23 protein-coding genes and 1 pseudogene are annotated in these 19,210 nt (G+C 67.4%); 6 read left to right on the top strand and 18 right to left on the bottom strand.

Annotation, left to right across the window (positions count from 1 at the left end; translation table 11 throughout):
• The first annotated feature begins 8 nt into the window (after positions 1-8).
• The 5 genes from nucS (at position 9) to RPIT_RS06585 (ending at position 3,702) form a co-directional block, all read left to right on the top strand.
• Positions 9-701 carry an endonuclease NucS gene (gene nucS / locus RPIT_RS06565; protein ID WP_077341704.1) on the top strand — a complete coding sequence of 231 codons (693 nt, stop codon included), beginning with the start codon at positions 9-11 and terminating at the stop codon, positions 699-701.
• Positions 701-976, top strand: coding sequence for a hypothetical protein (locus tag RPIT_RS06570; RefSeq protein ID WP_077341706.1), 276 nt, complete (start codon positions 701-703; stop codon positions 974-976). The genes nucS and RPIT_RS06570 overlap by 1 nt, the downstream gene beginning before the upstream one ends.
• Entirely contained in the window at positions 973-1,746 is a 774-nt protein-coding gene (locus tag RPIT_RS06575) for an alpha/beta fold hydrolase (RefSeq protein ID WP_077341708.1), read from the top strand. Before RPIT_RS06570 ends, RPIT_RS06575 begins: the two co-directional genes overlap by 4 nt.
• 337 nt (positions 1,747-2,083) lie before the next feature.
• Complete coding sequence (locus tag RPIT_RS06580; protein ID WP_077341710.1) at positions 2,084-3,175, top strand: IS110 family RNA-guided transposase; 1,092 nt, start codon at positions 2,084-2,086, stop codon at positions 3,173-3,175.
• A 242-nt stretch (positions 3,176-3,417) separates the two neighbouring features.
• Entirely contained in the window at positions 3,418-3,702 is a 285-nt protein-coding gene (locus RPIT_RS06585) for a GIY-YIG nuclease family protein (RefSeq protein ID WP_077341712.1), read from the top strand.
• 165 nt (positions 3,703-3,867) lie between these two features.
• Here the strand turns inward: RPIT_RS06585 and RPIT_RS06590 are convergent, their stop codons facing one another.
• Positions 3,868-4,527: a peptidylprolyl isomerase gene (locus RPIT_RS06590; RefSeq protein ID WP_077341714.1), complete on the bottom strand. Its 660-nt coding sequence runs from the start codon at positions 4,525-4,527 to the stop codon at positions 3,868-3,870.
• Between the two features lie 27 nt (positions 4,528-4,554).
• On the opposite strand from RPIT_RS06590, the gene RPIT_RS06595 reads away from it, so the two are divergent.
• Positions 4,555-5,148: a cob(I)yrinic acid a,c-diamide adenosyltransferase gene (locus RPIT_RS06595; protein ID WP_077341716.1), complete on the top strand. Its 594-nt coding sequence runs from the start codon at positions 4,555-4,557 to the stop codon at positions 5,146-5,148.
• A 6-nt stretch (positions 5,149-5,154) separates the two neighbouring features.
• On the opposite strand, the gene RPIT_RS06600 is transcribed toward RPIT_RS06595, so the two are convergent.
• The 17 genes and pseudogenes from RPIT_RS06600 to rho form a co-directional block, all read right to left on the bottom strand.
• Complete coding sequence (locus tag RPIT_RS06600; protein WP_077341718.1) at positions 5,155-5,616, bottom strand: DUF2550 domain-containing protein; 462 nt, start codon at positions 5,614-5,616, stop codon at positions 5,155-5,157.
• 71 nt (positions 5,617-5,687) lie between these two features.
• Positions 5,688-6,095 carry a F0F1 ATP synthase subunit epsilon gene (locus tag RPIT_RS06605; protein WP_077341721.1) on the bottom strand — a complete coding sequence of 136 codons (408 nt, stop codon included), beginning with the start codon at positions 6,093-6,095 and terminating at the stop codon, positions 5,688-5,690.
• A gap of 4 nt (positions 6,096-6,099) precedes the next feature.
• Positions 6,100-7,551 carry a F0F1 ATP synthase subunit beta gene (gene atpD / locus RPIT_RS06610; RefSeq protein ID WP_077341723.1) on the bottom strand — a complete coding sequence of 484 codons (1,452 nt, stop codon included), beginning with the start codon at positions 7,549-7,551 and terminating at the stop codon, positions 6,100-6,102.
• A gap of 8 nt (positions 7,552-7,559) precedes the next feature.
• Positions 7,560-8,471, bottom strand: coding sequence for a F0F1 ATP synthase subunit gamma (locus tag RPIT_RS06615; protein WP_077341725.1), 912 nt, complete (start codon positions 8,469-8,471; stop codon positions 7,560-7,562).
• Between the two features lie 5 nt (positions 8,472-8,476).
• Positions 8,477-10,114, bottom strand: a complete 1,638-nt coding sequence (gene atpA, locus RPIT_RS06620; protein WP_077341727.1) for a F0F1 ATP synthase subunit alpha — start codon at positions 10,112-10,114, stop codon at positions 8,477-8,479.
• Between the two features lie 18 nt (positions 10,115-10,132).
• Positions 10,133-10,927 carry a F0F1 ATP synthase subunit delta gene (locus RPIT_RS06625; RefSeq protein WP_077341729.1) on the bottom strand — a complete coding sequence of 265 codons (795 nt, stop codon included), beginning with the start codon at positions 10,925-10,927 and terminating at the stop codon, positions 10,133-10,135.
• Positions 10,924-11,466 carry a F0F1 ATP synthase subunit B gene (locus RPIT_RS06630; RefSeq protein ID WP_077341731.1) on the bottom strand — a complete coding sequence of 181 codons (543 nt, stop codon included), beginning with the start codon at positions 11,464-11,466 and terminating at the stop codon, positions 10,924-10,926. The genes RPIT_RS06625 and RPIT_RS06630 overlap by 4 nt, the downstream gene beginning before the upstream one ends.
• 8 nt (positions 11,467-11,474) lie before the next feature.
• The gene (gene atpE / locus RPIT_RS06635) at positions 11,475-11,693 is read right to left on the bottom strand and encodes an ATP synthase F0 subunit C (RefSeq protein WP_076058514.1); all 219 of its coding nucleotides are present in this window, start codon (positions 11,691-11,693) and stop codon (positions 11,475-11,477) included.
• 58 nt (positions 11,694-11,751) lie between these two features.
• Positions 11,752-12,531, bottom strand: a complete 780-nt coding sequence (gene atpB, locus RPIT_RS06640) for a F0F1 ATP synthase subunit A (protein WP_077341733.1) — start codon at positions 12,529-12,531, stop codon at positions 11,752-11,754.
• Between the two features lie 17 nt (positions 12,532-12,548).
• Positions 12,549-12,773, bottom strand: coding sequence for an AtpZ/AtpI family protein (locus RPIT_RS14950; RefSeq protein ID WP_143028281.1), 225 nt, complete (start codon positions 12,771-12,773; stop codon positions 12,549-12,551).
• Between the two features lie 45 nt (positions 12,774-12,818).
• Positions 12,819-13,262 (bottom strand): hypothetical protein, encoded by a 444-nt coding sequence (locus tag RPIT_RS06645; protein WP_077341735.1) that lies wholly within the window; start codon positions 13,260-13,262, stop codon positions 12,819-12,821.
• A gap of 7 nt (positions 13,263-13,269) precedes the next feature.
• On the bottom strand, positions 13,270-14,409 hold the full coding sequence (locus RPIT_RS06650; RefSeq protein WP_077341737.1) for an MraY family glycosyltransferase: 1,140 nt from the start codon (positions 14,407-14,409) through the stop codon (positions 13,270-13,272).
• A 16-nt stretch (positions 14,410-14,425) separates the two neighbouring features.
• Positions 14,426-15,019, bottom strand: a pseudogene (locus RPIT_RS06655) (L-threonylcarbamoyladenylate synthase); the annotation flags it as partial.
• Positions 15,020-15,067: 48 nt separating this feature from the next.
• The gene (prmC, locus tag RPIT_RS06660) at positions 15,068-15,907 is read right to left on the bottom strand and encodes a peptide chain release factor N(5)-glutamine methyltransferase (protein ID WP_077341741.1); all 840 of its coding nucleotides are present in this window, start codon (positions 15,905-15,907) and stop codon (positions 15,068-15,070) included.
• Positions 15,904-16,971: a peptide chain release factor 1 gene (gene prfA / locus RPIT_RS06665; RefSeq protein WP_077341743.1), complete on the bottom strand. Its 1,068-nt coding sequence runs from the start codon at positions 16,969-16,971 to the stop codon at positions 15,904-15,906. The genes prmC and prfA overlap by 4 nt, the downstream gene beginning before the upstream one ends.
• Before the next feature lie 81 nt (positions 16,972-17,052).
• Positions 17,053-17,259 (bottom strand): 50S ribosomal protein L31, encoded by a 207-nt coding sequence (rpmE, locus tag RPIT_RS06670; RefSeq protein WP_077341745.1) that lies wholly within the window; start codon positions 17,257-17,259, stop codon positions 17,053-17,055.
• A gap of 103 nt (positions 17,260-17,362) precedes the next feature.
• Positions 17,363-19,015 (bottom strand): transcription termination factor Rho, encoded by a 1,653-nt coding sequence (gene rho, locus RPIT_RS06675; RefSeq protein ID WP_077344241.1) that lies wholly within the window; start codon positions 19,013-19,015, stop codon positions 17,363-17,365.
• Positions 19,016-19,210: the final 195 nt, after the last annotated feature.

Below are 19,210 nucleotides of genomic sequence, written 5' to 3' on the forward strand. Positions count from 1 at the left end.
TTAGCGAGGTGCGTTTGGTCATTGCCCGCTGCCAGGTCGACTACGTCGGCCGACTGACAGCCCATCTCCCCATGGCCACCCGGCTGATCCTGGTGAAGGCCGACGGGTCGGTCTCCATCCACGCCGACGACCGCGCGTACAAGCCGCTCAACTGGATGAGCCCCCCGTGCACCCTGTCCGTGACGCCACCCGACCCCGAGGCCGCGGAGGCGCTCGGGGTGACCGAGGTCTGGCAGGTACGCAGTAGGGACGGCGACACCCTCCACATTTCTGTGGCCGACGTCATCCACGACTCGGCCCACGAACTGGGTGTGGACCCAGGTCTGCAGAAGGACGGGGTGGAGGCGCACCTGCAGGCGCTGCTGGCCGAGCACCCGGCGGCGCTGGGCGACGGGCTGAAGCTGGTCCAACGCGAGTACCTCACGCCGATCGGCCCAGTGGACCTCCTCCTGCGAGACGGCGAGGGGTACGTCGCGGTCGAGGTCAAGCGCCGCGGCGAGATCGACGGCGTCGAGCAGCTGACCCGCTACCTGGATCTCATGAACCGCGATCCACAGCTGGCACCGGTGCGCGGGGTCTTCGCGGCCCAGCAGATCAAACCGCAGGCGCGCACGCTCGCCTCCGACCGCGGCATCGCGTGCCGCACGATCGACTACGACGCGCTGAGAGGCCTCGACAACGCCGACGAGAGACTCTTCTGATGGCACGACGACAGTCCAAGCATCTGCGCGCCCCGAGGCCGCTCCTCGCGGGCGGCGCGCAACGTCGGGTGGTCCGCTCCGGCGTGGAGTACATCGTCCGTGCCGTCCCAGCCGGACGCGCGCAGAAGGAGTACCGCTGCCCCGGGTGCCAGCAGCGGGTGGCCCCCGGCACCGCGCACGTGGTGGCGTGGCCCTCTGTTGCGCCCTACGGGGCTGATGAGGGCATCGAGGCGCGCCGCCACTGGCACACCCACTGCTGGGGTGCGTCGCGATGAAGCTGCACGAGAAGGTGATCGGTTCCGGCCCGACCCACGTGGTCTTCCTGCACGGCCTGTTCGGCCAGGGAAAGAACTTCGGTGGGATCGCCAATGACATCTCCGACATCGCCACCAGCCACCTGGTGGATCTGCCCAACCATGGCCGCTCGCCGTGGACGGAGACGTTCAGCCTCGACAACCAGGCCGACGCGGTGGCGGACTGGATCGCCGATGCCTTCGACGCCCCGGTCGCGTTGGTCGGCCATTCGCTGGGCGGCAAGCTGGGCATGCGGATCGCACTGCGTCGGGGCGAGCTGCTCGACCGGCTGATGGTCGTGGACATCTCCCCGGCCCGCAACGTCTCGGCCGCCGAGTTCGTCAACTTGGTCGCCGCGCTGCGCCAACTGAACCTCGACGAGGTGACCAGCCGTTCCTACGCGGACGAGGCGCTCACCGAACTCATCCCCACCGATCGCATCCGGCGTTTCCTCCTGCAGAACCTGCGTCACAAGGGTGATTCCTGGTCCTGGCTGCCGAACCTCGACCTGCTGGGCGACCATCTCCACGACGTCGGCGGCTGGCCGCGGATCGAGGGCGTCTACGACGGCCCCGTCCTGTGGGTCAACGGGGGCCGCTCCCCCTACGTCCAGCCCGAGCATCTCGCCCCGATGCGCGAGCTGTTCCCTCGGGTCCTCCAGCTGACCCTCAAGAACGCCAGCCACTGGGTGCACTCCGACGACCCCGACGCCTTCGTCACGGTCGTCCGCCACTTCCTCACCGAACTCTGACGAGGAACGAGCTCTTCGATACAGAGAGGATTGGGGGTACCGGGTTTCCCGGGGATCAGCAAGGATGAGGGTGCCGGGCTTTCCGGTGGTCTTGTGGTGGTGGCTGTCTTCGATACTGCCCTGGAGGGCGTTGCTGCGATGTGCCCTGCCTCGTTGATCCCTGGGAGATCCGGGCCGGTGTCTGACCCGCGTGCGGGTTGGGGGATGGGTCAGGCCGGGGCGGTAGCTTGATAAGACCGTGCCCCGCGTGTGTGGGGCTCATCTCTGTAGTGCTCCGGTCCCCGGCCTGCTGAGCCATCCCTCCCGGCTGATAGTGACAAGCCTTGAGGGAGGCAACATGTACAAGACATCACACACGCGCCGTCACCGCAACCCCCCATCAGGATCGGTGGTGGTGGGTATCGATACCCATCTGGACATCCATCGCGCGGCGTTGGTGGATGCGGCGACCGGTGCTCCGGTGGCTGACCAGCAGTTCCCGGCCACCCCGGCCGGCTATCTTGAGTTGCTGGACTGGGCTGTGGGTCATGGCAGGGTCTCGCGGGCCGGGGTGGAACAGACCGGCACCTATGGTGCCGGGTTGAGCGCCGTGTTGCATGCTGCCGGGATCGAGGTGATCGAGATCAACCACACCGAACGAGGTGACCGGGCCCGGCACGGGAAGACCGATGAGCTCGACGCGTACCGGGCGGCGACCGCGGCGGCGGCCGGCACCCAGAAGGGCCTAGCCAAGCACTATCATCCCGCGATCGCCGCGCTACGACCGTTGATGGTGCTGCGGGCCCATCACCGGAGCTCCAGGCAGCGGGCCTGGGGCCGTGTAGGCGGGATGCTGGTGACCTGTCCCGACGACCTCGCTGACCAGGTGCGGGGGTTGAACTCGGCCCAGAAACTGGCCCGGATCGCCGCGTGGCGTCCCGACCTGACTCGTCTCCACGACCCTGTCAACAGTTACAAACTCGCCCTCAGGGACCTCGCCCGTGCCTGCCTCGACCATGATCGGGCCATCGTCGAGATCGATGCGCAACTGCTCAGGATCCTCACCCCGATCGCGCCGACCCTGCTGGCCCAGCATCATGTCGGGCCAGTGACCACTGCCCAGTTGTTGATCACCGCCGGTCACCCCGGCCGGATCACCTCCGGTGACGCGTTCGCCAAACTTGTCGGCGTGGCACCACTGCCCGTTCAATCCGGAAAGTCCAGCCGGTGGAGATTGTCGCGCTCGGGCGACCGGCAAGCCAACAGCGTCATCCACCGCGTCGTCATCGGACGCCTCGGAACCGACCCGCGATCCAAGACCTACATCCAACGCCGAGTATCCGAAGGAAAGACCCGCTCCGAAGCCATCCGAGCACTCAAACGACACGTCACCCGAGACCTCTGGACCGCCCTCCAAACAGACCTCAACAACCTCCCCCACACCACTTGACAGACCATAAGACCTTCGCGGCCGTTCGTCCCTCACGGCCGCTACTCAGGGAAACGGGATAGGTCTCCCCGAGTAGGGAGCGAGGAACGAGCGACGCCACCACGTCTCCCCGAGTAGGGAGCGAGGAACGAGCGACCGTATCGAGGGGCACCCGCACCCACACGCACACCCGGGTCGTGGAAGTTGTCCACAGTCCCCTGGATGACAGCCCCGGCGACCCACGGATTGGTGAGGATGGACAGATGCCACACATGTACATCCTGGAATGCGCCGACGGCAGCTACTACGTGGGCTCCACGTTCGACCTGGGCGCACGCATCGAACAGCATTGGAACGGCTCGGCCCACAGTTACACGCAGAGACGCCGACCGTTCCGCCTGGTCTATGCGGAAGAGTTCGACAGCGTGGTGGAGGCGTTCGACGCCGAGATGAAGGTCAAGCGCTGGAGCAGGGCGAAGAAGTTGGCGCTCATCGAGGGCCGCTGGGAGGACCTGCGACAGCTTTCTAAGAAGCCGAAGCGCGGGTGAGCGGTGATGTTACGAGCCCTTCGATACGCGACCGCTCGTCCCTCACGGCCGCTACTCAGGGAGACGTGTAGGACCAGCCGCTCGTCCCTCACGGCCGCTACTCAGGGAGACCAAGCACGTCTCCCCGAGTAGGGAGCGAGGAACGAGCGACCGTATCGAGGGGCCTCAGCCGAGGGTGACGCTGGTGATTCGCGCCTCAGCGTTCGGGGAGACGCCGTCGGTGCCGTCGACGCCCTGGGCGGCGATGCCCCCCACCACATCGATGCCTGCCTGGTCCATGGTGCCGAACACCGTGTACTCGGGTGGCAGATCAGTGTCGGCCCAGACCAGGAAGAACTGCGAGCCACCAGTGTTCGGGGGCTGGCGCTTGGCCATCGCGACGGTACCCGCGGGGTACGTGAGGTCGCTCGAGACCTCGTCGCGGATCGTGTAGCCGGGCCCGCCCGTCCCGGTGGCGGTGGGGTCGCCGCACTGGAGGACGAAGATGCCCATGTCCGTGAGGCGGTGGCAATCGGTGTCGTCGAAGTAACCCTGCTCGGCCAGTGACACGAAGGAGTTCACCGTGCAGGGTGCCTTGGCCCGGTCCATCTGGATGTTGATGTCACCGGCCGTCAGCTGCAGCGTGACCGCCACCTCCCCCGTCGCGGGCACGTTGTCGGTCGGCGGCGGATCGACGGGACGTGCGGGGGCCCCATCCTCCGGGTACTCGCAGGTGACCGTGTCGCCCACGGCCACCGGGTCACGGTTGGACTGGTTGGCGTCCCCGCACGCGGTCAGCGTCAGTGCGCTCGCCAGGGTCGCCAGGATGATCGGTCGAATCTGCACCCGCCAACCTTGGCATAGATTGGACCCATGGTCACGCTCTCCAAGATTTATACCCGCACCGGCGATGCCGGGCAGACCCGCCTCTCGGACAACTCCGAGGTGCCCAAGACCGACCTGCGGGTCGAGGCCTACGGGCACGTCGACGAGACGAACTCCACCATAGGTCTGGCCGTCGCCCACGGAGGTCTCCCGGACCGCGTGGTCGAGATGCTCGCGCTCATCCGCAACGAGTTGTTCGACGTCGGCGCTGACCTGTCCACGCCCTATGACCCGTCCCCCCAGTGGGCGCCGTTGCGCATCGAGCAGCCCTCGATCGACAGGCTGGAGGCCTACTGCGACGAGTTGCAGGAGGATCTCACCGTGCTGCGGAGCTTCATCCTGCCCGGCGGCAACGTCGGCGGTGCCCAGCTGCACGTCGCCCGCACGATCGCGCGCAGAGCGGAGCGCGCCGCGTGGCGCTGCGCCGAGGTCTTCGGTCTCGACGGCGAAGGCAGCGTCAACCCGCTGGCCATCACCTACCTCAACCGGCTGTCCGACCTGCTGTTCATCATGGCCCGCGCCGCGAACGGAACCGAGCACGAGGTGCTGTGGGTCCCCGGGACGGACCGGGAGAAGCCCTAGGAGCCGTCAGCCGGGCGTGTCGGCGCTGGTGGGCAGATAGTGACTGCCCGGCGGTGCCGACTCAAGCCAGCTCATGAGCCCCATGACCGACTCCGGTGCCATCGCCAGCGAATGCACCCTGCGGGTGAGCCGGTCGCGGACCGTGACGATCATTGACGCCTCGAACAGCGCAACGGCCTCGATGCCCTCGGGGTGACGTTGATGGATGAACCCCGTGCTGGCCCTCTGAAACGTCACCTTGGGCTTCAGGCTGAACGAGAAGGCCCGGAACCATTCGAGATCCTCGCCCCGGTAGCGGGCCATGCCCAGCACCCAACCGACCCCGGGTGCGTCATCCCTGACCCGGTACGCACAATCAAAAAGGCCGCCCTGGCCGGTGAGCCAGCGGCGGCGGATGTAGAGCAGCACGAAGGGGAGCAGGACGACGGCCACAACCGCAACCGTGGTGACGGCGATCTGCCATGGCATGGCTGCTCCCTTCCGCTATATGCACTCAGGGCAGCTTCCCGGAGGAAGCCGCCCTGAGCGGTGGTGGTCTGTCAGCTCGTAGCCCGTTCGCCCGCGCGAATCTGTGCCTTGAGCATCTTGAGACGGTGGATCTCCGCGTCGTCCGCCTGACCCTGCTGGGCCTTGAGTTCGATCGGGGCGAGTTCCTTCCGGGCGTCCTCGAGGCTGATCTCCTTGCCCAGCTCAGCGGTCTGGCTGAGCACAGAGACGTGGCCGTTGGCCACGGAGATGAAGCCTCCGTCGACCGCGAGGGACTCGCTGCGACCGTCCGCGGTCACGATCTCGACCAGGCACGGCACGAGGACCGCGAGGAGCGGCTCGTGGCCGGGCAGGATGCCGATGTCGCCCTCGACGGTCCGGGCGACGACGTTGACCGCCTCGCCGGACCAGACGACGCGCTCGGCCGAGACGACCTCGACCTCAAGCGGGGGGCGCTCCATCGGCTCAGTTCTCCTTCTGGATCTTCGACCAGTTGGCCATCACGTCGTCCATGCCGCCCACGTTGAAGAAGGCCTGCTCGGCGATGTGATCGACATCTCCGCGCACGATCATCTGGAACGCCTCGATCGTGTCCGCCAGCGGCACCGTGGAGCCCGGGATGTTCGTGAACTTCTCCGCCATGTAGGTGTTCTGCGAGAGGAACTGCTGGATGCGGCGGGCGCGGTTGACGATGATCTTGTCCTCTTCGCCGAGCTCGTCGATGCCGAGGATGGCGATGATGTCCTGAAGCTCCTTGTTGCGCTGCAGGATCTGCTTGACGCGCACCGCAGTGTCGTAGTGGTCCTGGCCGATGTACTGCGGATCCAGAATGCGCGACGACGACGTGAGCGGATCGACGGCCGGGTAGAGGCCTCGCGACGCGATCTCTCGCGACAGCTCCGTCGTGGCGTCCAGGTGGGCGAACGTCGTGGCAGGCGCGGGGTCGGTGTAGTCGTCGGCGGGCACGTAGATCGCCTGCATCGAGGTGATCGAGTGGCCCTTCGTCGAGGTGATCCGTTCCTGCAGCTGGCCCATCTCGTCGGCAAGGTTCGGCTGGTAGCCCACGGCCGACGGCATGCGGCCGAGCAGCGTCGACACCTCGGACCCTGCCTGGGTGAACCGGAAGATGTTGTCGATGAACAACAGCACGTCCTGGTTCTGGACGTCGCGGAAGTACTCGGCCATCGTCAGCGCCGACAGCGCGACGCGCAGGCGGGTGCCCGGCGGCTCGTCCATCTGGCCGAAGACGAGCGCGGTGTCCTTGAGGACGCCCGCCTCTTCCATCTCGTTGATGAGGTCGTTGCCCTCACGGGTGCGCTCCCCCACGCCGGCGAACACTGAGGTGCCGCCGAAGTTGTGGGCGATGCGGTAGATCATCTCCTGGATGAGCACTGTCTTGCCGACGCCGGCGCCGCCGAACAGGCCGATCTTGCCGCCCTTCACGTAGGGGGTCAGCAGGTCGAGCACCTTGATGCCGGTCTCCAGCATCTCGGTGCGCGACTCGAGCGCGTCGAACTTCGGGGCGGGGCGGTGGATGGGCCAGCGCTCGGTGATCTCGATGGTCGAGGGGTCGACGTTGAGCACGTCACCGGTCACGTTCCAGACGTGCCCCTTGGTGATGTCACCCACCGGGACCTTGATGGGCGCGCCCGTGTCGCGCACCTCGGCCCCCCTGCGCATGCCGTCGGTGGGCTTGAGCGCGATGGCACGCACGAGGTTCTCACCGACGTGGAGTGCGGTCTCCATCGTCATGGTGCGCTTCTCGCCCATGACCTCGGTGTCGACGAGCAGCGCGTTGCCGATCTCGGGGATCTGATCAGCCGCGAACTCGACGTCCACGACCGGGCCGATCACGCGGGCAACGCGGCCGACGCCACCGGTGGTGGCCTGTGCGGTGTCGCTTGCAGTGGCAGTCATTAGTTACCTCATTCGTTTCCGGCTGTTTCGGCGAGCGCCGAGGCGCCACCGACGATTTCAGTGATTTCTTGGGTGATCTCGGCCTGGCGGGCCTGGTTCGCCTCGCGCGTGAGCTGCTCGATGAGCGCCTGCGCGTTGTCGGTGGCCGACTTCATCGCCCGCTGGCGGCTGGCGAGCTCCGACGCCGCCGCCTGCAGAAGGGCGGTGTAGATGCGGTTGGTGACGAACATCGGCAGCAGCGCATCGAGCACCTCCTGCGCGTTCGGCTCGAAGTCGTAGAAGGGGTTGAGCTCCGAGTCGGGCTCTTCGCCGACGGGGGCGTCCTCCACGACCAACGGCAGCAGTCGGCGGGCGGTGGCAGTCTGCGTCAGCATCGAGACGAAGCGCGTGCTGACGATGTGCAGCTGCTCGACGCCGCCCTCCTCCACTGGAGCCAGGAACTTCTCCAACAGGACGTCGGCGATCTCCTTGGCGTTGGCCGCCGTGGGCCGGTCCGAGAATCCGGTCCAGCTCTCCTCGATCGGTCGCTGGCGGAAATCGAAGTACGCCACGCCCTTCTGACCGGCGATGTACTGGACGACCTCCTGGCCCTCACCGACGAGCTTGGCGTGCAACTGCTCGGCCGCCTTGATGACGTTGGACGAGTAGGCGCCCGCCAGGCCGCGGTCCGACGTGATGATGAGCATCGCCGAGCGGCGGGGTTCCTCAACGTCGCGCAGCAGCGGGTGCTCGAGGTCGTTGACGTCGGCCAGGGCCGAGACGGCCTTGGTCAACTCGCGGGTGTAGGGGTCGGCGGCGCGCGCGGCCTGCTGGGCCTTGATGATGCGCGACGCCGCGATGAGCTCCATGGCGCGAGTGATCTTCTTGGTCGTCGAAACTGACCTTCGACGCTCGCGAAGCTCGCGCAGACTGCTAGCCATCCGTCTTAACCCCGCTTCTGGCGGACGATCGTCTCCTGGCCGATTTCCTCGTCCTCAAGCGGCTTGTACTCCTCGTGACCCACGAGGAGCTTGCCCTCGGACGTGCGGAACACCTTCTTGAAATCGGTGAGCGCCGCCACGACGGACTCCTTGCGCTCGTCCCCGAACTGGAAGTCGCCGGCGATGGCCTGGAGCACGTCGCTGTTGTGCCGGAGGTGGTCGAGGAACTCCTGCTCGAATCGCAGCACGTCGTCGACGGGCACGTCGTCGAAGTGGCCTTCGATGCCGGACCACACGCTGACCACCTGGTCCTCGACCGGGTACGGAGCGTACTGGCCCTGGCGGAGCAGCTCGGTGAGGCGGGCACCCCGGTCGAGCTGGCGCCGGGTGGCGGCGTCGAGATCCGAGGCGAACATGGCGAACGCCTGCATGTCGCGGTACTGGGCCAGGCTAATCTTCAGCGAGCCGGACACCTGCTTCATGGCCTTGACCTGCGCAGCACCACCGACGCGGGAGACCGACACACCGACGTCAACAGCGGGGCGCTGGTTGGCGTTGAAGAGGTCGGACTGGAGGAAGATCTGGCCGTCGGTGATCGAGATCACGTTGGTCGGGATGTAGGCCGAGACGTCGTTGGCCTTCGTTTCGATGATCGGCAGACCGGTCATCGAGCCTCCGCCCAGCTCGTCCGAGAGCTTCGCGCAGCGCTCGAGCAGACGGGAGTGGAGGTAGAACACGTCACCCGGGTAGGCCTCGCGGCCCGGCGGGCGACGCAGCAGCAGCGACATGGCCCGGTAGGCCTCGGCCTGCTTGGTGAGGTCGTCGAACACGATGAGGACGTGATTCCCCTGGTACATCCAGTGCTGGCCGATGGCAGAGCCTGCGTACGGGGCGATGTACTTGAAGCCTGCGGGGTCGGAGGCGGGCGCGTGCACGATGGTCGTGTACTCCAGCGCCCCGGCATTCTCCAGCACTCCGCGCACCTCGGCGATCGTGGAGCCCTTCTGCCCGACGGCAACGTAGATGCAGCGGACCTGCTTCTTGGGATCGCCCGACTCCCAGTTGGCCTTCTGGTTGATGATCGCGTCGATCGCGATGGCGGTCTTGCCCGTCTTGCGGTCACCGATGATCAGCTGACGCTGGCCGCGGCCGATCGGGATCATCGCGTCGATGGCCTTGAGTCCGGTCTGAAGGGGCTCGCGCACCTCCTGACGGTCCATGACGCCGGCGGCCTGGAGCTCGAGGGCGCGACGGCCGTCCAGATCCGTGATCTCGCCCAGACCGTCGATGGGGTTACCCATCGCGTCGACGACGCGGCCCAGGTAGCCATCACCGACGGGGACGGACAGGACGTCTCCGGTCCCGTGGACGACGGATCCCTCGTCGATGCCCTCGGAGTCACCGAGCACCACGACGCCGATCTCGCGCTCGTCCAGGTTCAGGGCGATGCCCAGTGTCCCGTTCTCGAAGCGCAACAGCTCGTTCGCCATCGCGGAGGGCAGTCCTTCGACGCGGGCAATGCCGTCGCCCGAGGTCACGACAGTGCCGACCTCAGTCTTCGTCGCAGCCTCCGGCTGGTAGGACTGGACGAAGTCGTCCAGTGCTGACCGGATCTCTTCCGGACTGATGGTGAGTTCAGCCATTGCGTTCTCTTTCCTAAATCACAAGTTGATGAGTTGCCGGCGGGCCTGTTCGAGGCGCCCCGCAACGGTTGATTCGATGACGTCGTCGCCGATGGCCACGCTCAGGCCGCCGATCACAGCGGGGTCGACCTCGATCTGGATGCTGATCGGTGTCCCGGTCTGGGCCTCCAGGGCGGCCTTGAGACGGTCGATCCGCGCCTGGTCGAGGGGCCGGGCGACGGTGACTCGCGCGATCTTCGTGCCCAACAGGCCGGCGGCCATCTCGAGGTACGACTGCAGCGTCACGGTGAAGTTCCGCCGCCGCGCCTTCACCGCCCGCGAGGCGAGCGTGCGAGTGGCGGGGAGCGCCTGCCCGGCGATCAGCCGGTCGATCAACTCCTGCTTCGCCGCCACCGGGTAGCTCCGGTCGCGGAGCGCGGCGTTGAGCTCGTGGGACGACGAGACCGCAGCGGCCAGCGAGTTCAACTGCGCCACGACGTCGGCGAGGTTGCCGTTGTCGACCGCGGTCTTCAGCGCCAACCGCACGGCCTGCCGTTCAAGGGCCGACGCCATGCGCTGACCAGTGCCCCAGGGAGCCTTGACCACCTCGCCGATGACGGCGACGCTCTCGGCACCGAGCTTCCCCCCGAACAGCCGACGGGCGAGCCCTGCGCGCTGATCGTCGGAGGCAGACGGGTCGGAGAGGGAACGACGCAGCGAGGGCTGGGCGTCGAGCACGTCGACGACGGCGAAGAGCTCGGCCGCCGAAGCGCCCGCCCCGAGTCCGTCCACGGCGCGATCCAACTCAGCGATTGCCGCGTCGCGGGCCGTCATCGGGGCTGACCTGCCGACTCGAGCTCAGCCAGGAACCGATCGATCGTGCGCATCGCGCGCTCGTCGTCGGAGAGCGACTCACCGACGATCTTGCCCGCAAGCTGGGTGGCCATGCCGCCCACCTCGCCGCGCAACTCGCTGACGAGCTGCGCACGCTCCGCCTCCAGCTGGACGCGGCCGGACTCGAGGATCCGCTGGGATTCCTTCGAGGCCTTCTCCCGCGCCTCGGCGACAATCATCGCCGACTGGTTCTTCGCATCCTCGCGGATGCGTGCGGCCTCTTCGCGGGCGGCGTTGAGCTGATCGTTGTACTCCGCGAGCGCAGCCTCCGCCCTGGCCTCGGCCTCGGCGGCGCGCTGCATCCCGCCTTCGATCCTGTTCGCCCGCTCGGCGTACATCGTCTCGAAGGCCGGGACCACGAACTTACGCATGATCACGTAGATGAGGAGCATCAGCAGGATGCCTGCAATGACCTCAGACCAGTAGTGGGGCGCAAGAGGCCCGAGGGTCTCCTGCAGCACCCCAACAGTGGGGACCATGAGCTACCTCAGAGGACGAAGGCGAGCGCGATGGCGATGATGGCGAGGGCCTCAACGACGGCGAAGCCGATGAAGGCGGTGCTCATCATGGCGCCACGAGCCTCAGGCTGACGGGCGGTGCCGTTGATGACCGACGCGAAGATCCAGGCAACGCCGAGGGCGGGGGCGATCGTGGCGATCGCGTACCCGATCATGTTGAGGTTGCCGGTGATTTCGAGGAGGGACATTGTTTTCCTTTCGGATGGCTTCTAGAACTGGTCAGTCCGGGGTAGAAGTCTGGTCGGGTCAGTGCGCCTCGGCGATCGAGGTCGACACGTACTGGGCGGTGAGAACGGTGAAGATGTAGGCCTGCAGGGCGCCGATGAACAGCTCCAGGCAGAGGATGATGAGGCTGAACGCCATCGAGACGCCGCCGGAAACGTTGTAGAAGAGGTTGTCCTGCTGCGTGAGCAGCCAGCCGCCGCCGACGACGAAGACCACGACCACCAGGTGTCCCGCGAACAGGTTCGCGAAGAGACGCAGCGCCAGCGTGATGGGGCGGGTGATGAAGGTCGCCAGGAACTCCAGCGGCACGACCAGGGGCAACAGGTAGAAGGGCACGCCGTCCGGGACCAGCGACTTCTTGAGAAAGCCGCCGAAGCCCCACTTCTTGAAGCCGGCGCCGACATAGACCAACCAGGACAGGATGGCGAGCCCGTAGGCGTAGCCGACGTTGGAGAACGTCGGATACATGAAGAAGAAGAACTGCCCGAACCAGTTGTTGACCAGTAGGAAGGAGAACAGGCCGAGCAGGTAGGGCAGAAACTTGCGGAAGTCGCTGTGCAGGATGTCGCGCGCGATGCCGTTGCGGATGAACTCGTAAACGTACTCCGCGAGGAACTGGCCCTTGCCGGGCTTGATCTTGAGGTTGCGCGAGGCGACCCACCACAACGCGATGACGAGCAGTGCGCCGATGATGGCTTGGAGGAGGGGCTTGTTCACCCAGTCCGGCAGCACGCCGGGCCAGATGGAGTCCCACAGGAAGTCCTTGGTGCCCGGAGGCTCATAACCGCCGCCGGTCTCCATCGGAAGTAGCCCAAACCTCACGTACCGCTCCCGTATCGCTTGATGATCAGATAGATGCTGGTGACCAGCCCCAGGATGAGACCGACCGGCAGCAACCACGACGTTTTCAAGAAGTGATCGCCAGCCCAACCGAGGCCACCGTAGAGGATGATCCCGCTGAGCAGGTAACTGAGCACCACCATTCCGTCTTCGGAACGGGACGTGCCAGATTCTTCTGACTCGTTACCCGGAGTACTGCCCATGTTGTGAGCGAGCCTAGCGGAAACCCAGCGCTGTTTCACATCCGTTCAGCTGACGTCCGCCGACGGGGGCCGGTACTCGGAGTCGTAGACGGGCACATGCTGCCGCGAGGCCACCAGCACCACGCCGGTGACCCATGCGATCACCGTGCCCGCCACGCTCAGCACGAGCCACCCGTCCCGCACGTGCGGGGCGACGGCGGGGTGGCTGAGCGCGAACCAGAGGCCGGCCGCGATCCCGACCACCCGCACGGCGTAGCTGACCATGACCAACCCGAGCCCCTGGTAGACCTCCAGTTCGGAAGCCACGACCTCGAGCGCCTGTCCGATGGCGTAGAAGATGACCACAGCGGCGAAACCCAGGGCGGCCGTCACCGCAGCGCTGGGACCGCCGAGCGCGAGCGCCAGCCCGAGGATGGTGAGACCGACGACGTGTCCGGCGACGAGCCCACCGACCATCATCTGCGTCGCCCGCCGGGTCGCGGGCGTCACGTTGGCCCTAGCCACGGCGCACCGGATCGACGACGTCGGAGGAGGCGCCGCCGAGCTCCGGCGGCGCGCTGCGCACGGGCCTGATGGTGAGCGCCAGCAGGATGACCAGCATCGCCCCGATCCACCACGCGCTGTACCCCTGGACCAGCGCGATCACGACGAGCCCCACCGACACGACGGCGGTCCAGCCGTACATGAGCAGCACCGCCCCCCAATGGGAGTGGCCGCGTGCCAGCAGGCGGTGGTGGAGGTGCAGCTTGTCGGCGGCGAACGGGTGCTGGCCTGCCCAGACGCGGCGGGCCCAGGCGAGCACGAGGTCGAGGAACGGCAGGGCCAGCGCCGCCACCGGGAGCAGGATGGGCAGGATCGCCGGGAGGAACGCGCCCCCAGCGGCAATGGCGCTCGGATCGAGTTGTCCGGTGAAGGAGACGGCGCTCATCGCCATGAGGAGGCCCAGCAGCATCGCGCCGGAATCCCCCATGAACATCTTCGCCGGATGGAGATTGTGGCCGAGGAAGCCCACGGCGATGCCGCAGGTGGCCACGGTGATGAGGCTGGCCGTCGTGGCCCGGGCCAGCTCCTGCTCGTAGGCGAGCACGTAGGTGTAGCTGAAGAAGGCGCCGGACCCGATCGCGACGATGCCCCCGGCCAGGCCGTCCAGACCGTCGACGAAGTTGACCGCGTTGACGCAGATCGCGATGAACAAGACGGTCACCAGGATGCTGAGCGAGTCGTCGAGCGCCACGATCCGGTCCGGGAGTGGGATCCAGTAGATCCTCACTCCCTGGAGCACCGCGACGCCGGCGGCCAGGACCTGCCCGCCGAGCTTCACCAGCGCGGGCAGGTCGTACTTGTCGTCGAGCACGCCGACGACGCAGATGACCAGTCCGGCCCAGAGGACGGCGTAGGCGTCGTGCTCGACCGCGGTGTAGCGGCCCAGGAACGGCATCTGGAGCGCGAGGAGGAACGCCACCGCGAGCCCGCCGAACATCGCTATCCCGCCGAAGTAGGGAATGGGGTGGGTGTGGACGTCACGGTTGCGAACCGGGGCCAGCGCCCCGGTGCGAACGGCGAGGCTGCGGAAGATCCCGGCCAGCAGGTAGGTCACCCCTGCCGCCACCAGGAACACGAGCAGGTACTCGCGCACGTGGGCGTCAGCTCTCGATCTCGGGCGCGATCTCGCGCAGCTGGTCCAACTCCAGCGCCCCCTGGCGGAGGATCCTGCCCTCGCTGCTCGAGGCGAAGTCGACGATGGTGGAGGCCACTCCCCCGGCCACCGGCCCGGCGTCGAGGTAAACCGCGACGCGGTCACCCAGCTGCTCCCGCGCCTCGTCGGCGGTGGTCGCAGCGGGCTGGCCCGATACGTTGGCGGAGCTCACGGCCAGGGGTCCCGTGCGGCGGAGCAGCGCGCGGGCGCCGTCGTGATCGGGCACCCGCACGGCGACCGTGCCCCCGGTATCGCCGAGGTTCATGCCCGACTTCGGCTGCGCCTTGAGGATCAGCGTGAGCGCGCCCGGCCAGAAGGCCTTGGCCAGGGCCGTGGCCGCGGCGGGGATGTCGTCGGCGATGGCTCTGAGCATCGACGGCTCGGCGATGAGGACCGGCGGGGGCATGTCCCTGCCGCGCTCCTTGGCGTCCAGCAGCCGCTGCACCGCGTCGCCGTCGAACGCGTTGGCGCCGATCCCGTAGACCGTGTCGGTGGGCAGCACGATGCACTGGCCAGCGCGCACGGCCTCGGCGGCGTCGGTGAGGGCGTTGGCCTCGTCGGCGGGCAGGGAGTAGACGCGGGCGGGTTCAGTCACGGGTCAATCCTGCCACGATCGGACGGCGGTGACGTAGCGCGGACGGCGCGTGAGGTCGCGTCGGGATGTGACGTCGTGGAAGCCGTCGGCGAACAGCCTCACCACGTCCTCCGCGTGGGATTCGTCGTGCTCGGCGGCCACGAGGCCGCCGGGCTTCAGGAGCCTGGAGGATGTCTCGGCCACGACGCGCAGCGCATCGAGCCCGTCCGCACCGGAGAACAGGGCCAGGTGCGGGTCGTGCAGCACCACATCGTCGGGCAGGATCACCCGGTGCGCCTCCGGGATGTACGGGGGGTTGGCGATGACGAGGTCGACGGTGCCGTCCAGCTCCGGAAACGCGCTGGCCATGTCGCCCAGCACGAGGTGGACGTCCACGGCCTCGAGGTTGCGCTCCAGGTAGCCGAACGCGTCCGCGGAGAGCTCGACGGCGTACAGGTCGAGACCGCCGAGTTCCCTGGCCAGCGCTGCTGTGATCGCGCCCGATCCGGCGCAGAGTTCGACGACCCTGCGTGCCCCCACTGGCCGGCGGGCCAGCTCGGAGAGCGCCCAGCCGACCATCTCCTCGGTCTCGGGGCGCGGGATGAACACCCCGGGGCCCACGCTGAGCGTCTCGTACCGAAAGTAGGCAAGCCCGGTGATGTGCTGCAGCGGTTCGCCGGCGGCCCGCCGGGCCGCGAGCGCGTCGATCATGGCGCGCTGTTCATCGCTGACGCCGCGGACACGCAGCAGGTCCCGCGGCTCCACGCCCAGGACGTGGGCGACGAGGGTCCGGGCCTCCGGCGCGGGGCTGGCCACCCCCGAACGGCCGAGCAGACCGGCGATCTCGTGGACGAGTTCGGTCACCCGCCCACCCCGGCCAGGCGTTCGGCGAGATCCTGCTCCGCCAGAGCGTCGAGCAGCGGCGCGATCGAGCCCTCGAGCACCTGGTCGAGGTTGTGGGCCTTGTAGCCGATCCGGTGGTCGGTGATCCGGTTCTCCGGGAAGTTGTAGGTGCGGATGCGCTCGGAGCGGTCCACGGTGCGGATCTGGGACTTCCGCGCGTCCGACGCGGCGGCCGCGGCCTCGGCTTCAGCCAGCTGGATGAGCCGGGCGCGCAGCATCCGCAGGGCGGACTCGCGGTTCTGCAGCTGGGAGCGCTCGTTCTGGCAGCTCACCACCGTCCCGGAGGGCAGATGTGTGATCCGCACGGCGGAGTCGGTGGTGTTGACGCCCTGGCCGCCCGGCCCCGAGGCCCGGTACACGTCGATGCGCAGGTCGTCGTCGTTGATCTCCACCTCGTCGGCCTCGACGTCTGGCATGACCAGAACGCCGGCGGCCGACGTGTGGATCCGGCCCTGGGATTCGGTGACCGGTACCCGCTGGACGCGGTGGACGCCGCCTTCGAACTTCAGCCGCCCATAAGGGGCGTGCTCCTGCTGGGCGCCGCCCTTGACCGCAACGGTGATCGACTTGTACCCGCCGAGGTCGGTCTCCTGGGCGTCGAGGATCTCCACCTTCCATCCGGCCTGCTCGGCGTACTTCGTGTACATCTTCAGCAGGTCGGCGGCGAACAGGGCCGACTCGTCGCCGCCCTCGCCCGACTTGATCTCCACGAGCGCGTCGGCATCGTCGTTGGGGTCCCTGGGGGCGAGCAGCTTCGTCAGTTTGCCGGTGGCCACGGCGAGCGCCGCGTCGAGCTCGGTGACCTCGTCGGCGAAGGACGGATCGACCGTGGCCAGTTCGGCGGCCGCTTCGCGGTCGCCGCTGAGCCGCCGGAACTCGTCGATCCCCTCGACGATGGGGCGAAGCGCCGCGTAGCGACGTCCTACGCGCCGGGAGCGCGCCATGTCACCGTGCAGTGCCGGGTCTGCGAGTTGGAGTTCCAGATCACGGAACTCCTCGATCAGCGGCTGGGCGTTCTCGAACATCGTGGGGTCCTTCGGAAAAGTGTGAGCAGAAACAATCGGACGCTGGGGGGCAGTGCCCGTCCCAGCGTCCGATGGATGTTGCTACTTCTTGGCGTAGCGCTTCTCGAAGCGAGCCACGCGACCACCGGTGTCGAGGATCTTCTGCTTGCCGGTGTAGAAGGGGTGGCACTCGGCGCACACGTCCGCGCTCAGGTCGCCCTTCTTGGAGGTGCTGCGGGTGGTGAACTTGTTCCCGCAGGTGCAGTGCACGTTGGTCTCAACGTAGTCAGGGTGGATTCCCTGCTTCATGATGGTCTCCTTAAGACTGAGGTGGGCCGGGTCGCTGGAGTTAGCGTGAACCGGCGCAGCAATCAATTCTGCCCGCTCAGGGCGCATTCTCCAAGTCGGCGGCTCAGCCGTCGGCCGCCGGGGTGGTCTTCATGACGCTCAACAGGAAGTCGTGGTTGCTGGGCGTCTTCTGCATCCGGGACTTGAGCGTCTCCAACGCCTGCTGATCATCGAGCCCGGATAGGGCCTTGCGCAGCTTCCAGACGATGTTGAGTTCGTCGCGGCCGAGCAGCAGATCCTCGCGGCGCGTGCCGGAGGCGTCGACGTCGATGGCGGGGAAGATGCGCTTGTCGGCCAGCTCCCGACGAAGCCTGAGCTCCATGTTTCCGGTGCCCTTGAACTCCTCGAAGATGACCTCGTCCATCTTGGACCCGGTCTCGATGAGCGCTGTGGCCAGGATGGTGAGCGAGCCGCCGTCCTCGATGTTGCGGGCGGCTCCGAAGAACTTCTTCGGCGGGTAGAGCGCTGCGGAGTCGACGCCACCGGACAGGATGCGTCCCGACGCGGGGGCAGCGAGGTTGTAGGCGCGGCCGAGCCGCGTGATGCCGTCGAGCAGCACGACGACGTCGTGGCCCAGTTCGACCAGCCGCTTGGCCCGCTCGATGGCGAGCTCGGAGATCATCGTGTGATCCTCAGCGGGCCGGTCGAACGTCGAGGCGATCACCTCTCCGGAGACGGTGCGCTGGAAATCGGTGACCTCCTCGGGGCGCTCGTCCACCAGCACCACCATGAGGTGGACCTCCGGGTTGTTGGCGGCGATCGCGTTGGCGATGGCCTGCATGATCATCGTCTTGCCGGCTTTGGGCGGGGACACGATGAGGCCGCGCTGGCCCTTACCGATCGGCGAGACCATGTCGATGATGCGGCCGGTGAGGTTCGTCTGGACCGTCTCGAGGCGGAGCCGCTCCTGCGGATACAGCGGCGTCAGTTTGGCGAACTCGGGGCGCCCCTTGGCCTTCTCGGGGTCGTCGCCGTTGATCGAGTCAAGGCGGACCACCGGGCTGTACTTCTCTTTGCGCTCGCCCTCCTTGGGTGTGCGGATGGCGCCGGCGATCACGTCGCCGCGGCGCAGGCCGAACCTGCGGACCGTCGACATGGACAAGAAAGCGTCGCTCGGACCGGGCAGGTAGCCGGTGGTGCGTACGAAGGCGTAGTTGTCGAGGATGTCGACGATGCCGGTGATGTTGGCGAGCACGTCATCCTCGGCGATGGTGGGCTCGGTGTCCATCCGGTCCATGCCCTGCCCACCACGACCCGAACGCGTATTGCGGTTGTTGGGACGCTCGCGGTTGCGCCGACGGCGGCTGCGGCGCGAGCCTCCCGCCTCGTCGTCGTAGCTACCGGAGTCGACCGTGACCGAGCCGGAGGGCGCCGAGCCGGACGGCGCCGAGGCCGGCGCGCTCTGCTGTTGGCCGCCCTTGGCCTGCTCGAGCAGGTTGCCCACTTCGGCGATGGTCTCCTGCGGCACCCCCCGATCGCGGTTACGGCGACGGCGGTTGTTGCTCCGGCCGCCGTCCTGATCGCCGCGCTGGTCAGGGTTGTCCCCGGAGTTCTGCTCCTGCGGCTCCTGCCGGGGCCGGTCCTGCTGCGGGCGTTCCTGCCTGGGGCGGCCCCCACCGGCGGCTTGAATGGCGCTCACAAGGTCGCCCTTGCGCATGGCAGAGGTGCCCTTGATGCCCAGCTTGCTCGCGACCGACTTGAGTTCAACCAGCTTCATGCCGGCGAGGTCAGCGGATGATTCGCTCAACGAATGGATCCTTCCATATGGCCACAGGGCAAACTGACTGCACGCCTGCGGCTGAGAGAGTGGAGTACAGGGCGCCTGTTCAAAGATGAGTGAGTGCCAAGAGACTTTGTGTGAGTGCTCACAGGCCTCGGCGCCGCGGTGAAACCACTGACTAGCCTAGCAAGC

It is taken from the genome of Tessaracoccus flavus (assembly GCF_001997295.1).
Lineage (GTDB): Bacteria > Actinomycetota > Actinomycetes > Propionibacteriales > Propionibacteriaceae > Arachnia > Arachnia flava.